The following is a 16,940-nucleotide window of genomic DNA, read 5'->3' on the forward strand; positions in this document are numbered from 1 at the left end:
GTTAGTCAGTTTTAGACCCGGCTTTGGTTCACTTTCGTAAAAACGAAATGATGAACAAAGAGAGGAATACAAAGGCTATCCGAGGCATCGTTTCCACCAGATTAGTTTTACCTTTGTGTAACAACTGCCGACACTTTATTTGATTAGTTCCTGACAACCGAGTGAAAAGATCTCAGACAAAACCTAAAAAGCATTCGTTTACTTAGCCTTCAAAAAATCGAGAAATAAAAACCTTACAATAAGAAATGCTTTAGAGAGAGTTAGCTCACAAATAGCTGATGATTCGCTATTTTTAGGCCAAACTTCCCTGCCAAATTGAAATGTTTACTTACATTTAGGGTCAAGAAACAATTCAGGAACTTTTTGAAAAAAACACAGTCTTCAACGGAGAGGAAAAAACCTCAAAAAAGATAAACCTTTCTTTTTATAAGTGGTATGAGAAGGGGCACTTATTCTTTCCAGCAATAAAAGTGCAATCAAATCATAACTTAACAGAAATCTATCTTTCATTTTCAGCCTTTACCTTAGCGTCATCAACACATCGGGCAAGAAAGCCCATCGATTACAACTAGGGTAATAAGAAAATGAAAAAGGCAGCACTAACTACTGCAATTCTTACAGCATTGGTATCAGCACCATCATTCGCAGCAACTGTATACAAAAACGACGGTACTGAATTAAAAGTTGGCGGCCGCGTTGAGTTTCGTGGTGACTTCATCGGTTCAGACGGTGCTGAAATTGAAGGTTCCATGGAAGATAAAAGCCGTGCTCGTCTTAACCTAAAAGGTAAAACAGACATCGGCAACGGCCTTTCTGCTTTCGGTGTTTACGAAGCCGAACAAAAAACGGGCAAGAGTGAATTCAAAAACCGCTACATGTATGCAGGCGTCGACTCTGATATCGGTGCTTTCTCTGTAGGTCGTCAAGACATGGCTGCAGTCATCATCTCTGACATGACGGATATCACAGAATTCTCTGGTGTTCAGCAAGTTATTGATTCGTCGTCTGATAAGCAAGACAGCGTTTTCGCATACCGTGGTGCGTTTGATGCACTACAACTTCAAGCAACCTACCAAGCAAACTCTAGCGATAACGAAGATAAATACGGCATCTCTGGAATGTACTCACTACCAATGGGCCTCGACTTTGGTCTTGCATACTCTGGTGGCGATGTAGATAAAGATAACTCTGAAGATCAAATTCTAGGTGGTATCGCTTACTCGATGGACAACCTTTACCTAGCAGGTACTTATTCTCAAGGTTCCCTGACTGACTCTGAAGACTTTACGGCTTACGAGCTAGTCGCAAGCTACAAAGTAGCAAGCAAAGTGACACTTGCAGCTCTATACACAGCTCAAGAGAATGATCCAGACAACGGTTCAAAGTACGACACAGTTGAAGGTATCGAGCTTGTTGGTTACTACAAACTAAACAGCAACTTCCGTACTTACCTGTCTTACTACATCAACCAACTTGATGAAGCAAAAGATGCAACAACAGGTCTAGTAACAGAAGGCGAAGATACACTGCGCCTAGGCGTACGTTACGATTTCTAATTCACTCTTGTCCTAAGAGCGAGTCCACTTGGCCAGCACCTTTGCTGGCCATTTTTTATTTAACCCAACACAACTCGATAAGTTTTCACACTATCGAAGCATCGCTCAGCAATGAAAAACGAGCGTAACGACGCCTACTTCTGCCCTCTTTTAATGCGATTGATCACTAAGTTAGTGCATTTCATCTAATCGACAACATAGAAAAACCAAAAAACCATTTAAAATCAAACACATAAAAGTTGGCACGTGTTCTGCAATATTATTTATGCAAATGCATGGCAGCGTTTGTGCTTCTCGTTCTTTGTACCTGTTATAACAGGCACGTCCTTTGAATTGGTAATGTCGCCTCCCTCTGGGAGGCATTTTTTTATTGGCGCGAAAAACAATAGGACGTATGATCCCGCCACCTCTATCAAACTGGAATTTTTCAATTGAATCATCATCCTGTTCAAGGTGCGTCCTGGATGCTAACAGCTGGCTTGGCATTCGCCATAGTGAACAGCTTCGCCCAAATTGCTAGCATCAACTTTGGTGTCTCCTCCACCACATTTGCGTTATTCCAATATGCAATCGCCTTATTTGTTATTCTGCCCTACCTACGTACACTTGGGATTAGACGTTCTTTAAGAACCCAACACTTTGGCTGGCATGCATTCCGCATTTTTCTCTCTGTTATCGGGATTCAACTTTGGTTATGGGCTCTCGCTTACCCAGTTCCAATTTGGCAAGGTATTGCACTTCTCATGACCTCCCCGTTATTTGCCACAGTTGGTTCTGGCTTGTTACTCAAAGAGAAAGTAGGTACTGCACGCTCGTTAGCGACATTGACGGGGTTTGTTGGTGCCATGATCATTCTTGAGCCTTGGGCAGACTCATTTACATGGGCGACCCTGCTCCCTGTTGGCGCCGCATTTTTCTGGGCAGCGTATTCATTAATGGTAAAAAAAATGTCGGTAAACGATCCGCCTTCAACCATGGTTGTCTATTTATTGCTGCTGATAACACCATTTAATATCTTGTTAGCGATACCGACGTTTACTATGCCAGATACGTGGACGATATGGGGTGTGCTTTTAGCCGCAGGTGCACTTACAGCACTCGCTCAATGGGCTATCGTTAAAGCATATGCAGTAGCAGACGCCTCATTTGTGCAACCATTTGATCACGCCAAACTGCCTTTGAATGTTGTTGCTGGTTGGTTGGTGTTTGGTTGGGTGCCACCTGGTCGTTTATGGTTAGGTGCTGCGATTATTATTGCATCTATTGCGTTTATTACGCATTGGGAAGCGAAAAAGACAAAGTTAGTTGAAAGAAAAATCTAATTTAAAAGTTCTATATTTTCAGGAAAGGAAATGAGGAACCCATATGAGTCAACCAATCAAAATTACACTGTATCGCTGGGCTGGTAGTTGGGGCCCATTCAAAGTCAATATTCCTTGTGGTGAATGTACATTAACCAAAGATATTTTAAAGGATACTTTTGAAAACGAACTAGCCGATGTGCCCGTTGAACTTGAAGTAAAAGATTGGTTATCGCACTGGTGGGAACCATTAAAAGCTGGTGCTTGGCATGCACCCATTCTTCTTGTCGAAGGGAAAGTTATCAGTCAAGGAGAAGCATTGAATCGGGGTGTGCTTGTACAGTCTGTTATTGCTGAGTGGGTAAAACGCGATGAGCTAAAAGGTAACATTGTTTATGGTAAAGCAACTTGCCCTTACTGTGTCAAAGCCAAACAATTACTTGACGAGGCTGGCGTTCAGTATGAGTACCATGATGTAGTTAAAGACAGCGCCGCCTTATACCGCATGATTCCTGAAGTAAAAGCCATCATTGGCGAAAAAACACCGGTAACAGTGCCGCAAATCTGGTTAGATGGAACATATATTGGAGGCGCTGACGATTTAGAAAAGTGGTTATCAGCAAAGGGGCTAGATAAAGTGCCTAACAATGTTGTGGAGATACCAAGCCAATCCGCGTAATTCTAGATTTAAATGTCATCAGTCTTTGAGTAGCGTTTTGCCAATGTTGTGCAATATGTTGGCTACTTACTAACAACAAAACAGAGAAAAGCAAAAAGCCCTGATTTTTCAATCAGGGCTTTTTAAATTATTTCGCCAGTTTTTTAATAACACGAGCAAAAACAGAAGCTTTTTTCTTCTTCGCTTTACCGTAAAGCGCTTTGTGCATCGCGTCTTTTGCAATCATCTGGCCAATATAAGCACCACCAAGTTCGTTACCCATGACCTTCTCCTGAATGTATTGACTTAACTATGTTGTAATTTTACACCACAACTAGATAAAAACAAGACCAGGGTCACATTTATTTTGTAATTAACTTTCAGATTGGTTCTGATTACTTTTTCTAAACGGGCGCCTATCGCTTAGGTTGCTGGTATGTTTTACCCGCTGCGACGTACGTATCTTTCTGTTTGATTTCAAAGAATGTTTCAAAGAACCACGCAGCAAATTTGATCAAGTGATCGCCTTCATTCATGACGTGCTCCACGTATTCTTGCTCTTCTCCGGACTCGTCTTCTTGAGTGGTAATATGGTAAATACGTTTCTCACCATCAACTTCTGCAAGGCCAAACTGACCCGTTAGGGATTGCGCCGCTTGTGCAACTTCTTCTTCCTCACACGCCTTCAAGATTTCAAGTGCCTTTGGCATGCTTTCTTGCTGAGTAATTTCTTTTACCAGTGTTTCAAATTCGTTTTGTTGCATTCTTTCACCTAACGATTAGAGATCGGATAGCCATTGGGCAGAAATGTATTCCAAGCTTGAGAGAAGTATCAAGGTTCGCCCTCTTCCTTTCAAACCAAGTCATTCAGTATACACAACAGGCCAGACTTAATTTAGCTGCGCATTTTAGAAAGCCGACCTTCTGGTTGCAAGTATATTCAGATGGAAGTTTCTGCTTGAACCGTCCCTTCTGGCACTTTACGAAATTGGCTTAGTACAAGAACAAAGCAAGAAAGTAACGCAATAAACAAATAAAACACCCCAAGCTGCTGCTGATTCGTAACCCATGAGTCTACTAAGTACCCACCAAACAAACCTGCTAAACACATTTGAATAGAACCAGATAGCGCAGAAACCGCGCCTGCCTGTTGCTTATGTGGTGAAAGTAGCAAACTGATCGATACTGGGAATGACATGCCTTGAGCAAAACTTAAACACGTGAATGCCGTCAGCAATGAAAATACACTGAAGGGGGTAACCAACAACATGAAGCCAGCAACAGCAACAATCGCGAAACTCATCAGCAAGATTTGCTGAGCTTTGTAACGAGCATTGATCAAATTCAGCACTAAGCTACCCGTCAGCAAACCAACTGATGGTATGATCATCAAAGAGCCGTAATCTGCCGCCGTTAATCCTAACTCTTGTTGCATTAAAAATGGATACAAGGAGAGCGTAACCAGAGCCGATAAATAACTAAGCCAGTTGTAGCTCGCACTACCAATCACTTGTGTATTCGTTAACAGACGCAAATAGTTCGCGCTTACTTCGCCTACTTTAAATTTTCTCTTCGGATAAGGCAGCGTTTCTGGCAACACCAACAAACCAAGTGTAAAAATTGCCATTAAGTAAATCAGCACAAACACGAAGACAGCATGCCAACTCAGGTGAAAAGCAATCCAGCCACCAAACAGCGGAGCAATAATTGGCATCACTGAAGCAGTGACTGAAATATAAGATAGCGCTTTGGTTAATTGCATACCGTCATAACTATCACGCAGTACTGACCGACCAAGTACCGAAGCGCTGCCCGCTCCTAGGCCTTGCAGTAACCGTCCCGCTTCAAGGGCAACAATGTTGTCCGAAAACGCGATGCAAATAACCGTACCAACTAGATATACACTTTGCCCCAGAATAAACACCGGCCGACGACCAATCGCATCAGACAATGGGCCGTAAAAAAGCTGAGAGATACCGAAGCCAACGAGAAATAGCGTGACGAGATTCTGAATCGAATGTTGCGGCAAATTCAAGTCATGACCAATCAATGGCAAAGAAGGAAGATAAATACTGACGCCAACTTGGCCTGTGGCAATGATCATCATCGCTAATAACAATGGTGTTTTACGCAAACGTTCCTCCTACTTTGTGACAGATTGATGGCAAACAGTGTATATTTGATACTCAAAGATGATAATCAGCTAAGTTGGAAAGGAATTAATTCCCAAGGAGATACAATGGACTGGATTCAAAGCGTGAAGAGTTATATTCGTGTGGTCGAAGAAGGTAGCTTTAATGCAGCAGCGCGGAAACTCAATACCACCAGCTCAGCCATCAGTAAGCGAGTTCAATGGCTAGAAGATAAAATTGGCGTTCAACTACTCAAACGTACGACCCGCTCAATTAGCCAAACTGAAGCTGGTGCTCTGTTTTATCAACGAGCAAAAAGTCAGCTTGATTCATGGCAATCGGTATTAGATGAAACTCGCTCAGTCAACCAATCACCAGCGGGGCTATTAAAAATTGGGGCAACGTTGGCCGTTGGTTCTAAATTTCTAGTTCATTATCTTGATGATTTTCTTGATAAATATCCAGACATCACACTTCAATTAACAACAACGCTACCAGGTCAATTGCCAGAGCTAAGCTTAGACCTGTTTATTAGCCGGGAATTAGAGCAACTGAACTCTCTAAGTTTCAAAGCTACTGCACTTTTCGAACATAAAGCCCAGTTTTACGCCGCGCCTAGTTACCTAAAGAAATATGGCACACCACAATGCGTTGAGGATCTGACAGAGCATAATGTCCTGATTTGGGGAGAAAAACCCTCACGAGAAATCAAAACAAATCGAGGCAAACGTATCAGCTTGTCCGGTAACTTTGCCACGACCAACCCAGAAGCGCTGTTTCATGGTGCCAAAAGAGGCATGGGTATTTTGATGACGAACAACGTCATGATCAAAGATGATCTCAAATCCGGCGCGTTAGTCCCTATCCTGCCCGATATCACAGCGGATAAAGCCACTGTATATGCCTACTATCCAAAGCTGGATTATCAGCATACCCGAACTAAGCTATTCCTCGATTATCTCAAATCACGATTAGAAGAGGAGAAGCGCGCCTAGCTTAGCGTTTTTATCGCTATAGCTTTAAAAGGTTCAAGCATAAAAACATGAAAATAATGATTTGTTCGTTCACAAAATTTGAAAAATCTGCCTTAGTAACCGATAGTTTATTTGATGCATATCAAATAATAATTCGTCGTGTCTTACACGATATGTAAATAACAACGCTAGGTGAAATGCTCAATGGGTCAGGTACAAATCAGTTTCCACAAAATTGATGAGATATTGAAGCTAAACGGCACGGCTCAGCTAAACCGAGTCACGCTAGATATTCATCAACACTTGCAGAGCCATTGCACTTGCGTTGTAGAAGTTGCGCATCTTCAGCATTCGGCTCATACCATTTCCTTCGCCAGCAATGGAAAAATTACAGACAACCTAAGCTACCACCTTTCAGGCACCCCCTGTGAAAAAGTGGCGAAAGACATTGGCGAACATATTTTCTATCAAGACCAGGTATACAAGCGTTTTCCTGAAGATCAGATGTTTCAAGAAGATGGCATTCAAGCTTACATTGGCCTGCCATTGAAGACACAAAATGGCGAAGTTCTGGGAATTTTACTGTCTACCTTTACCCGAAGCATCCACGCGAAAGAAGCGCAAGATATCCTCGACTTCCACCGATTTTATGCCAATGTCATTATTCATAGCTTACGTGAAAAGTGGGTCAGTGAACGTTCAGATAAGCTTCTTAATCAGCTTAGCTATGAGGTATCGCATGATAACCTAACTGGACTGCTCAACCGTAGCTGTTTAGCTGATACCTTGGAGACATTAACGCAGCAGGCGACTCGCCCATTCAGTTTGGCGTATCTTGATATCGATAATTTCAAATCGATCAATGATATCAACGGAAACTATATCGGCGACCAAATCATTAAGTTCACAGCTAACGCCATTCAACAGAGCTTGTCGTCGCCAAACAATGCGTTCCGTGTTGCAGGAGATGAATTCGCCTTCATCACGTACGACGAAGATCCTGTCGCCGTGTGTCAGGAAGTACTCGACAAAATTGAAAGCGGCTACAGCGACAAATCTAACCGGATTTCTTTCACCGTTAGTATTGGTATTGCACGTGCCCCAGTACATATGTTGAACAGCGATGAGCTGATTTTGAATGCCAGTCTCGCTCTCAAAGATTGTAAAAAACACCGCGATACACGGATTCAGCATTACGACACACACCTTAGTGCTTTATACCACCGTAGGACGCAGCTTATTGAGGCAATGCGAATCCAGCTAAGTACTGATATACAAGACAGCGATGAGTTGTATGTAGTGGTTCAACCGATCGTCGATATCACGAGCGACCGCTGGAATTACTTTGAAATTTTGACTCGTTGGAATAGCAATATCTATGGAAATATCTCTCCAGCGGAGTTCATTGAAGCTGCCGAACAATCAGGCCTGATTATCGAGTTAGGTGAACGGATTATTGAACTCGCGTGTATCGCAAAGCAAGAACTCGAAGCGAACCTAGGCTATAAAGTCAAACTCTCCATCAATTGCTCAGCGTATGAGCTGGTTGATTCCAACCGTTATATTAATCACTTAACCAACATGGTTGAAAAGTATCAGCACGAAGCAAAAGACTTTGTTATAGAGCTCACCGAGACCGTCTTACTCTCACAAAGTGGCCGTGAACAGATGGTACTTAACTCGTTGCGATACTTGGGTTTTAAAGTCGCACTGGATGATTTTGGTACGGGATACTCAAGCTTGAACTATATACACAATTATCCAATTGATAGCATCAAAATCGATGCTACCTTTGTGCAGAACATGCTCTCAAATACAACCTCTGAACAAGTAGTGTTTTTGATAGCGCAATTGGCAGAGCTGCTTGATGTGGATTTGATTGCCGAAGGCGTAGAAGACGATAGAGCACTACAAAAGTTAATTGAAATGGGCTGCCACTACATCCAAGGTTATTTTTACTCTCGTCCACACAGTGTTGAAGAAATCGTACACCTGATAAATGAACGTGAAGTGCGGAGTGCCTAACGTACTGAACAGACTGCTGTCATAGAATTCAAATCTAGTTAATGCACAAAGTAAAAGAGACCAAGCTATGCTTAGTCTCTTTTTGTTTTTTAAGCGAAGTACTTTATTACAGCACTGCTTTCTCTTTATCGCGTAATAGTCTATCCATTTCATCTCTGTTCGCGACAAAAGTAGCCATCTCTTTCTTAGGAACAGAACTCGCCATTGGGATATTTGCTCGCATAGCGTTAACTGGACGGCCGTATTCAATCAACTCATAGTGAAGGTGTGGCCCAGTCACTCGACCTGTTTTACCAGAAAGACCGATACGCTGGCCTCGAGAAACCTTTTGCCCTTTCTTCACCAAAATCTTACTTAGGTGTAAGTAACGGGTTTTGTATTTGCTGCCGTGCTCAACAACCACGTAGTTACCCGCATAGGGGTGTTTACGAGTCATGATCACTGTACCATCACCAGTAGAAACGACTGGTGTACCGGTTGGTACAGCAAAGTCAGTGCCGTTGTGCGGCGCAACACGCCCCGTTACTGGATGTAAACGATTAGGGTTGAAGCCAGAACTGATACGCCAACGGCTACTTACAGGGTAACGCTGGAATGCGCGCTGTAAGCTTTCACCTTTGGCATTGTAGAATTGACCATCAGTATGAAGGTAAGCGGTGATCTCGCGGCCGCGATTATAAATCTTAATCGCCTCAATTTCGTTCTTACCTGTTGGTACACCATTGATGCTTTGTGAGCGACGAACAACTTCAAATCGATCACCTGCACGAAGGTCACGTCCAAAGTTAAGTTGTTCTTTGAGTAAGCTTACGACTTGACTCACTTCCGCCGACGTTAAACCTAAACGACTCGCAGAAGAAGAAAAACTGCCTTGAATAACGCCAACTAAAGGCTCTTGGCTCCACACGCCAGGAATGGAAATATCAGTAAAGTCATAGCTACCATCACTATTCAGCTTGTAGACCACTTTATCTGCAATAGAAAATTGCAGTTCCATTTTCGCTAACTCGCCTGTCGCATCATCACGCCAGAAACGGAGCGTATTGCCCGGCTTAAGTGTATCAAGTGCCAAGTAGTTCAAATCCGTTTCCATTACTTTCATTAACGAGCTGTAACCGAAACCGAGCTGACTAAAAATAGTGCTTAGGTTGTCACCTGCTTGGATTTGATATTCGAAGTTCGGGGGAGTGACAACTTCGGCAGTTGTCGCATCAAGAATTTTTTCAACGACCTGAGATTCAGGTAGGTTCAATGCGATGGTTTTGGTTAAAGATGACTCTTTGAGAGAGTGAGAAACACCAATCGCAACTAAAACTGGCAAGGAGTATAACAGCAGCGCTCTACGACTTGTCAGATTCGGCAACCGTCTTGTAATTTCATTTGTAGACACGGGAATTACTATCTCCTTTCAAACAAGGCTCATAGCTTATGCATTCCCGAATAAGAAATCACTAGGAAATTTCGAGATCTAGCGCAGAAAATACTGAATTTTTACAGAACTCAAAAAAAATTCATCACTGTTGCATATGTAAGTTATTCCCTACACGCTGTAATGTGGATGAATTGAATTGATTTGGCGTGTCTGCCATTGCTTGATCGTCACCGTGCGCTAAATATGAAAGCGTGATAGTTGTATCACTTTTCCATTCGAGCTGAGTAAATTTCACGCGGTCACCAACAAAAATACTGTCTAAAAGTACAACTCGGCTCGGCACGGGGTCAAACTTGAACAAGCCAACATAGTTAAACGAACCGCTACCTTGTGTCGTTACAATCATCGGTGCAACAACCCATGAAACACCTTCAATCTCACGCTGACTAATCGACGCAGTTGGGACAAGTACCTGACCTTTCGTCGCACCTGCATCATAGTCACCTATCAAATAGCCGTTTTCTTTATCCCACTCATCAAGAAAAGTGACCGCACCCTGCTCGGGGACTTGGATCGTCCAAGGATTACGTGCAGTGATACCAAGCGTCTCTTGCACAATAACGTTAGTTTCTACTTCTGTTTGAGGAAACTTAGCCATGATCTCGTCATCAGACAAACTAAAACGATAAACACCCGCGATCACAACCACAACTAATAAAACGATTGGAATAAGTAGAATAAGTGGTATCGGCAGGATTTTTTTGTGAGTCATGAAAGCTTCCTTGTTTCAAGGTATAAACGAAAAGCGAGTATACCATTGTATACCCAAATGATTTCACCTCTTCAAGTGTTTCAAAATTAAACTAAACTGATTATATCCAAATAGTTTCAAGTCCAGAGCTCATAACGAGCTAGTGACACAAGCTCTGTGCTCTAGGTCTATTGGTGTATTGGGACAAATAGGTAATCACGATGACAAAAACCATTCATACATGCGAGTGCGCCTGCGGTTTAGTTGAGATCCGTTGTAAAGGAGAGCCCACCCACACGTCTGTCTGCCATTGCTTCGAATGCCAAAAACGAACTGGCAGTGTTTTTGGGGTACAAGCTCGCTTTGAAAAAGAGCACGTCACTTTAAACGGTGAAGTCACTAGCTATACCCGAATTGGCGATGATGGCAGTGAGGTTCAGTATGACTTTTGTCCATCCTGCGGCACGACAATGAGGTTGTTCGTTGCTGCATACCCAGAAATCATGATCATTCCCGTCGGTCTATTTACCGATAAAGAGTTCCACCAACCTACCGTTTCAGTCTATGAACAAATGAAACACGGGTGGGTGAGTTTCGAATGCACAACGGAACACATCTGCTAGCGGGCAATCCACGTTCACATATTTACTTTGGCTCGGACAAACACCCTATAAGTGAGATTTTTTTGAGAATGATCAATCGAGTTTTACTGTAAAGGGTTTCGTAACTCGGTGTGAGCGTTATAATCGGCTCCTAATATTTGGTGGGGGTTTATTGTGATTTCCAGACTTCCTCGTTGGGTGGAATATGGCGCGTTTCTACTAGCTCTTCTCGCGGGCTGCGTCAACGCCGTTGGTCTTCTCGGCTTTCAACACCAAGCGATAACTCATCTTTCGGGAACCGTAACTCAGCTAGGGAACAGCTTGCTAACAGGTGTGGATAGCTCCATTCACCTGCTCTTCATCGTATTTAGCTTTTTGATTGGCGCTGCCTTTAGCGGCTTTTTTATTGAAAGCAGTGCGTTAAAGCTAGGACGAAGATATGGTGTTGCACTGTGCATAGAAGGAAGCTTGCTCTTACTCAGCTTGGGCTTTTTGGTGCAAGGGGATTTGTACGGCCAATATCTAGCATCAGCAGCATGTGGATTACAAAACGCAATGATCACCACGTTTAGCGGCGCAGTAGTCAGAACCACACATATGACCGGAATCATCACCGATCTAGGGATTATGATTGGAGAGAGCTTGAGAGGTCGTCAATTTGACCGACGTAAAGCAAAATTATTCCTATTCATTTTCTTTGGCTTTTTGTTTGGCGGCGTCGCGGGAGCGGCTCTATTTACGGTATATGGTTTATATACGCTGGTTTTCCCAGCAATATTGGCTTTTTCTACAGCTCTGATTTACTGGAGTTACCTATACATACTTAGCCGTCAACAAAAAGCATAAAATTTCGATCCGATTGAAGCGACATGCTTCAATCGGATTTGGCTCAATAGGTTCACACTGCAACGGTACAAGAAACGCTGAACGGTATTTTGACACCACTAAAAACCTTAAAATAGATAAGGCTAACTGAATTTCTGGCAAAGAAGTTAGTTAGATCAAAATCACATTTGTTTACCATTTTATTATTCCAGTCACAATGCGCCGCATAATTCACTGCGCAATTCGCCTCTCGTGCTACAATTTTCTAACACAAGCAACATATTCGCATACACTTAGACGTTATTTGACCAATTACCCGACAAATCGGCTGAATAACTAGATGTATTTAATGAATAGTATTGCAATGGATGCAGTTTGCGGGTACCCTCCGCAAAACTGTGATTAAATACGGATGTTTAGTGAATATTTATGTCATGGAAATGGCAAGTATTGACTAGTAGTAACACGAGACAACTATGCATAACACCACTAATGCTACTGAAGCTCCTAAGGGCAACTTTTGGATGTTTTTCATCCCTTCCCTAATTGGTCTTCTACTCTTTATGGCTCCGATCTCTTACGATGGCGGCCTAACCATTCCCGTTGCCGTGATGGCAAAAGTCATCCCAGCGGTGTTAGGCGATACCTTGATTGCTATCGTCACCAGTATCATCGCTTTCATGGCCGTTGCTTCTGTTCTTTGCAAAATTTTTAAGCCAGCTGCAATTTTACGTAATGGTTTTTTAAACGGTCTCTTCAACCCATCTCCACTTTGGCTCGTTGTTCGTTTAATCGGCGGCGCTGCCGTGTTAATGACGTTCTTCCAAGTGGGTCCAAAAGCAATTTGGGAAGAGAACACTGGCGGGCTTGTTCTTACTGGTCTCCTACCTACTCTGTTTGCCGTTTTCATTTTCGCGGGTTTACTGCTTCCGCTTCTTTTGAACTTCGGTCTTCTGGAGCTATTTGGTGCGTTACTCAGTAAAATAATGCGTCCGGTATTCAACCTACCTGGCCGCAGTGCAATTGACTGTATGGCATCTTGGTTAGGCGACGGAAGTGTTGGTATCTTGCTAACCAGCAAGCAATACGAAAATAAGTTCTATACTCAGCGTGAAGCGGCTGTTGTCGGGACCACTTTCTCAGCAGTATCGATCACGTTTAGCCTAGTTGTTATCGCTCAGGTAAAACTAGAGCACTTATTTTTGCCTTTCTACGGCGCTATCTGTCTAGCTGGAATCGTAGCTGCGATTATCATTCCTCGCCTGCCTCCGCTTAGTCTGAAGAAAGATCGCTACATTGACGGCAGCAACCCTGATAAAGACGCAGATGCAGTACCAGAAGGCCACACCACATTCTCTTGGGGTATGGATCTAGCTCTTAAGCGAGCTGGTCAAGTCACATCGGTTCAGTCTGTATTTAAAGAAGGCGTACACAACGCAGTCGACATGGTATTTGGCGTACTACCTGTAGTGATGGGTCTTGGTACCGTTGCATTGGTGATTGCAGAATACACGCCTGTATTTGCAATTCTGGGTCAACCGTTTATCCCATACCTAGAGCTACTGCAAGTCCCTGAAGCTGTTGCAGCATCACAGACAATCGTTGTTGGCTTTGCGGATATGTTTATTCCAGCAATTTTAGCGGCCTCAATCGATAACGAAATGACACGTTTTGTTATTGCGGCAATGTCAGTAACTCAGCTTATCTACATGTCGGAAGTAGGTGCCCTACTGTTAGGCAGCAAAATTCCAGTAAACATTGTAGAGCTCTTCGTAATCTTCATTTTACGTACGTTAATCACGTTACCTGTGATTGCTGGCGTTGCTCATCTTATTTTCTAAAATCGAGACGTCAATAAACAAAGGCTCCGCATCGTCGGGGCCTTTTTTATACCCAAAACTCCGTTCACATTAGGCTTTTAGTAAAAAGCTCATAATTTACAAAGACAAAACTTCAACAAAACACCTGCCAGCACCAACAAAATTTTCATCACCTCACCTGCAAAGCCAGTTGATGCCACTATTTGTTAAGCAATTCTTTTCATTATGACGATTTCATTAATCGAGCTCGCAAACATGATCACACTCACAAGTTTTAACGTAAACTACCGTTTTGTTTAAATTTAGTTAAAAAAGACGACAAATGAGTTCATGTTTTTGACAAAGATGTCGATAAAAATATAACCAAACACAATAGGTTTCTCTTTATGCCCAATTCGCTCGGTTTAAAAGAGGCGAAAGCAAAGTGGAACCAACCGGGAGAATCAGAGGAAAGCTCATGAAATTCAGACATAAGGTTGTCACAGCCTCTTCATTTTTGCTGCTAATTACCGTGTCGTTATTGTCGACACAACAAGTTATGACCATCCGCTCCCAAACTCAGGAGCAAATCGACTCAAGTGTAAACGAGATATTGACCAGTGTTGGTAACACTGTGCAATCAGAAATGAATGCAAAGAAGGATCTCGCTCGCTCCATTACTGAAGTGATTGAGCTTGACCCCAGTTCACATAGCTATGTTCAAAACATACTTGAAAGACCCACGCCAAAAAGCAGCTTCCTTGCCATCGGTTTTGGTTATGAAAGTAATGGCTTTGTGATTGAAAATGACGACGGCTGGGATGCGGGCCCAGACTACGACCCACGTCAGCGTCCTTGGTTTATTGCAGCTAAGAGCAAAGGCGATTTGGTCGTAACCGATCCGTACGTCGATGCGTCTTCGAAAAACGTTATCATCTCTGTTGGTACGCCAGTAAAAGAAAATGGCCAGTTTTTAGCCGGTATGTTTTATGACCTCGAATTAACTACCCTTTCTGATCTCGTCAACCAAGTGAATCTGTTTGATGCTGGTTACTTATTTTTGGTCACCGCTGATGGCACAACCATTGCTCACCCTCAAAGTAAATACAACGGTGAGAAAGTCGGTAGCTACCTCCCACAAATCGAACTTACGCAATCAGCACAACATGTTGAGATTGATGGCAACCGCTACATGGTTAACCTGACTCACATTCCTGGCGAGAACTGGTACGTAGGTTCGGTAATCGATGAAGCTGTTGCCTATTCTGCCGTAGGAGAGCTTCGTAACAACGCTATTATTTATTCAATCATTGCCGTGATTGCATCTATTATCGCCCTAACTCTGTTGATTCGCACTCTCATGCGTCCTTTGGACACGCTAAACAATGCGATTAAAGATGTAGCATCAGGGAAAGGCGACCTTACACAACGCCTCGAAACAGATACTGACCAAGAGTTTTCTGAGCTTGCCACAAACTTCAATACGTTCATGGAGAACTTACAACAGCAAATCATTGAGTCGAAACGTATTTCTGATCAAATTTTAAATGGAACTCAAATCACCGCTGAGGGCGCAAAAGACTCGGCAGGCGCAATTCACACTCAGCTGCAAGAGCTAGAACAACTTGCTACCGCGATGCATGAGATGTCTGTCACCGCGACAGAGGTTGCTAATAATGCGCAAGGTGCGGCAAGTGCAGCCAAAGAAGCCGACCAAGCAACGGTTGAGGGGTCTTCTATCGTTGGTGAATCGACACAAACGATAAACATGCTTTCCGATAGCATTGACCTTGCAGTCGAAGAAGTACAAGTGTTGGAATCTGCTACCGCCAATATCGAAACGATTCTAAAAGTCATCAACGATATTGCGGACCAAACGAACTTACTCGCGTTGAATGCCGCAATCGAGGCTGCACGTGCGGGAGAATCTGGCCGAGGCTTCGCCGTTGTTGCAGATGAAGTACGTACACTGGCACAACGTACCCAAGAGTCGACAACAGAGATTCGTACTATGATTGAGCAACTACAATCTGGCGCTTCATCTGTGGCAAATGCCATGCATCAAAGCAAAGGTAGTGCTATAGAGGCCGTTGAAAAAGCGGGTTTAGCAAATAGTGCGTTACAACGCATTCGTGATGCGATTCAGCGTATTTCCGATATGAACTTGCAAATTGCCTCAGCAGCGGAAGAGCAAAGCCTCGTCGCTGAAGAGATCAACAACAATACGGTGAATATTAAAGACCTATCGACTCAAGTCGCCGAATCGGCAAATCGAACCAACGACGCGATGCAGGCGCAACAAGAAGATGTACATAAACAAGATCAAATCTTAAATAGATTTACTGTCTAACACTCATCTAAGCAAAAACAGCGAGCATCGGCTCGCTGTTTTTGTTTTTAACCCTCAACCCTAGTATTGGTCGATGTTACGTGTGCCATGTTGGTGCTTTTAAGCTCAACATTACAAGAACGCCGACTATGTGTCCTTTCAAGTTTAATTGAACTCGACATGGATATAGCGATCATTAGAACGACGATAATAGCGGTCGTCCACTTTTAGATAAGTGAAATCTCCAATCTTTATGTAGGTACTATTCCGAGGAATTCGGTCATGGTAATAGTAACTGCGCCTTGGTCGTCGGGTCTCCACATAAATAACGTCACGATGTTTGTGTTTATGCTTGTGCTTGCGCTTGTGTTTATGATGGTGGTGATGCGCATGATGGTGATCGTACCGATGTCGATGCTTATGCTTCGGGTCAGCCACCGCTTCTGTACTCAACACACCTAAAGACAACATAACGCCAACCATGGCAAAAGATAATTGCTTTGACACAACAGAGCCTCTTATTCATATCAACATCGATATAATAGAAGGGTGAATCACTGTACATGTCAGCCTTTCGCTAAGGAGTTTTACTAAAAAGTCAGCGCTAACCGTGATT

The 16,940-nt window shown here is 43.1% G+C and carries 15 protein-coding genes; 9 read left to right on the forward strand and 6 right to left on the reverse strand.

Going from position 1 to position 16,940, the window contains the following annotated elements; genetic code table 11:
* Positions 1–584 precede the first annotated feature (584 nt).
* From R7P74_RS04880 to R7P74_RS04890, 3 genes are all read left to right on the forward strand, one after another.
* Positions 585–1,556, forward strand: a complete 972-nt coding sequence (locus R7P74_RS04880) for a porin (RefSeq protein ID WP_136976480.1) — start codon at positions 585–587, stop codon at positions 1,554–1,556.
* Positions 1,557–2,020: 464 nt separating this feature from the next.
* Positions 2,021–2,878 carry a DMT family transporter gene (locus tag R7P74_RS04885; protein WP_042521505.1) on the forward strand — a complete coding sequence of 286 codons (858 nt, stop codon included), beginning with the start codon at positions 2,021–2,023 and terminating at the stop codon, positions 2,876–2,878.
* 43 nt (positions 2,879–2,921) lie between these two features.
* The gene (locus R7P74_RS04890; RefSeq protein ID WP_253657169.1) at positions 2,922–3,536 is read left to right on the forward strand and encodes a glutaredoxin; all 615 of its coding nucleotides are present in this window, start codon (positions 2,922–2,924) and stop codon (positions 3,534–3,536) included.
* A 127-nt stretch (positions 3,537–3,663) separates the two neighbouring features.
* Here R7P74_RS04890 and R7P74_RS04895 read toward each other — a convergent pair whose 3' ends face one another.
* The 3 genes from R7P74_RS04895 to R7P74_RS04905 form a co-directional block, all read right to left on the reverse strand.
* Positions 3,664–3,798, reverse strand: a complete 135-nt coding sequence (locus R7P74_RS04895; protein WP_017635854.1) for a hypothetical protein — start codon at positions 3,796–3,798, stop codon at positions 3,664–3,666.
* A 133-nt stretch (positions 3,799–3,931) separates the two neighbouring features.
* The gene (locus tag R7P74_RS04900; RefSeq protein ID WP_005375501.1) at positions 3,932–4,279 is read right to left on the reverse strand and encodes a hypothetical protein; all 348 of its coding nucleotides are present in this window, start codon (positions 4,277–4,279) and stop codon (positions 3,932–3,934) included.
* A 176-nt stretch (positions 4,280–4,455) separates the two neighbouring features.
* Positions 4,456–5,649 (reverse strand): multidrug effflux MFS transporter, encoded by a 1,194-nt coding sequence (locus tag R7P74_RS04905; RefSeq protein ID WP_017821607.1) that lies wholly within the window; start codon positions 5,647–5,649, stop codon positions 4,456–4,458.
* Between the two features lie 105 nt (positions 5,650–5,754).
* Here R7P74_RS04905 and R7P74_RS04910 point away from each other — a divergent pair, with 105 nt between their 5' ends.
* Together R7P74_RS04910 and R7P74_RS04915 are read left to right on the forward strand one after the other, a co-directional pair.
* A complete protein-coding gene (locus R7P74_RS04910) occupies positions 5,755–6,642 on the forward strand; it encodes a LysR family transcriptional regulator (protein WP_025768470.1) in 888 nt (295 codons plus the stop codon).
* Positions 6,643–6,825: 183 nt separating this feature from the next.
* Positions 6,826–8,646 (forward strand): putative bifunctional diguanylate cyclase/phosphodiesterase, encoded by a 1,821-nt coding sequence (locus R7P74_RS04915; RefSeq protein WP_005375494.1) that lies wholly within the window; start codon positions 6,826–6,828, stop codon positions 8,644–8,646.
* Between the two features lie 106 nt (positions 8,647–8,752).
* Here R7P74_RS04915 and R7P74_RS04920 read toward each other — a convergent pair whose 3' ends face one another.
* Together R7P74_RS04920 and R7P74_RS04925 are read right to left on the reverse strand one after the other, a co-directional pair.
* Positions 8,753–10,036 carry a peptidoglycan DD-metalloendopeptidase family protein gene (locus R7P74_RS04920; protein ID WP_025768471.1) on the reverse strand — a complete coding sequence of 428 codons (1,284 nt, stop codon included), beginning with the start codon at positions 10,034–10,036 and terminating at the stop codon, positions 8,753–8,755.
* 124 nt (positions 10,037–10,160) lie between these two features.
* Entirely contained in the window at positions 10,161–10,790 is a 630-nt protein-coding gene (locus R7P74_RS04925; RefSeq protein WP_017635850.1) for a hypothetical protein, read from the reverse strand.
* Positions 10,791–10,990: 200 nt separating this feature from the next.
* Between R7P74_RS04925 and R7P74_RS04930 the strand changes: the two genes are divergently transcribed.
* The 4 genes from R7P74_RS04930 (at position 10,991) to R7P74_RS04945 (ending at position 16,345) form a co-directional block, all read left to right on the forward strand.
* A complete protein-coding gene (locus R7P74_RS04930; protein WP_025768472.1) occupies positions 10,991–11,392 on the forward strand; it encodes a GFA family protein in 402 nt (133 codons plus the stop codon).
* A 153-nt stretch (positions 11,393–11,545) separates the two neighbouring features.
* Positions 11,546–12,217: a YoaK family protein gene (locus R7P74_RS04935; RefSeq protein WP_005375484.1), complete on the forward strand. Its 672-nt coding sequence runs from the start codon at positions 11,546–11,548 to the stop codon at positions 12,215–12,217.
* A gap of 455 nt (positions 12,218–12,672) precedes the next feature.
* Positions 12,673–14,037: a YjiH family protein gene (locus R7P74_RS04940; RefSeq protein WP_017635848.1), complete on the forward strand. Its 1,365-nt coding sequence runs from the start codon at positions 12,673–12,675 to the stop codon at positions 14,035–14,037.
* Positions 14,038–14,473: 436 nt separating this feature from the next.
* On the forward strand, positions 14,474–16,345 hold the full coding sequence (locus tag R7P74_RS04945; protein ID WP_017821611.1) for a methyl-accepting chemotaxis protein: 1,872 nt from the start codon (positions 14,474–14,476) through the stop codon (positions 16,343–16,345).
* 144 nt (positions 16,346–16,489) lie between these two features.
* Here R7P74_RS04945 and R7P74_RS04950 read toward each other — a convergent pair whose 3' ends face one another.
* Entirely contained in the window at positions 16,490–16,831 is a 342-nt protein-coding gene (locus R7P74_RS04950) for a hypothetical protein (protein WP_213871208.1), read from the reverse strand.
* Between the last annotated feature and the right edge of the window lie 109 nt (positions 16,832–16,940).

Source organism: Vibrio sp. 2033 (genome assembly GCF_033339735.1).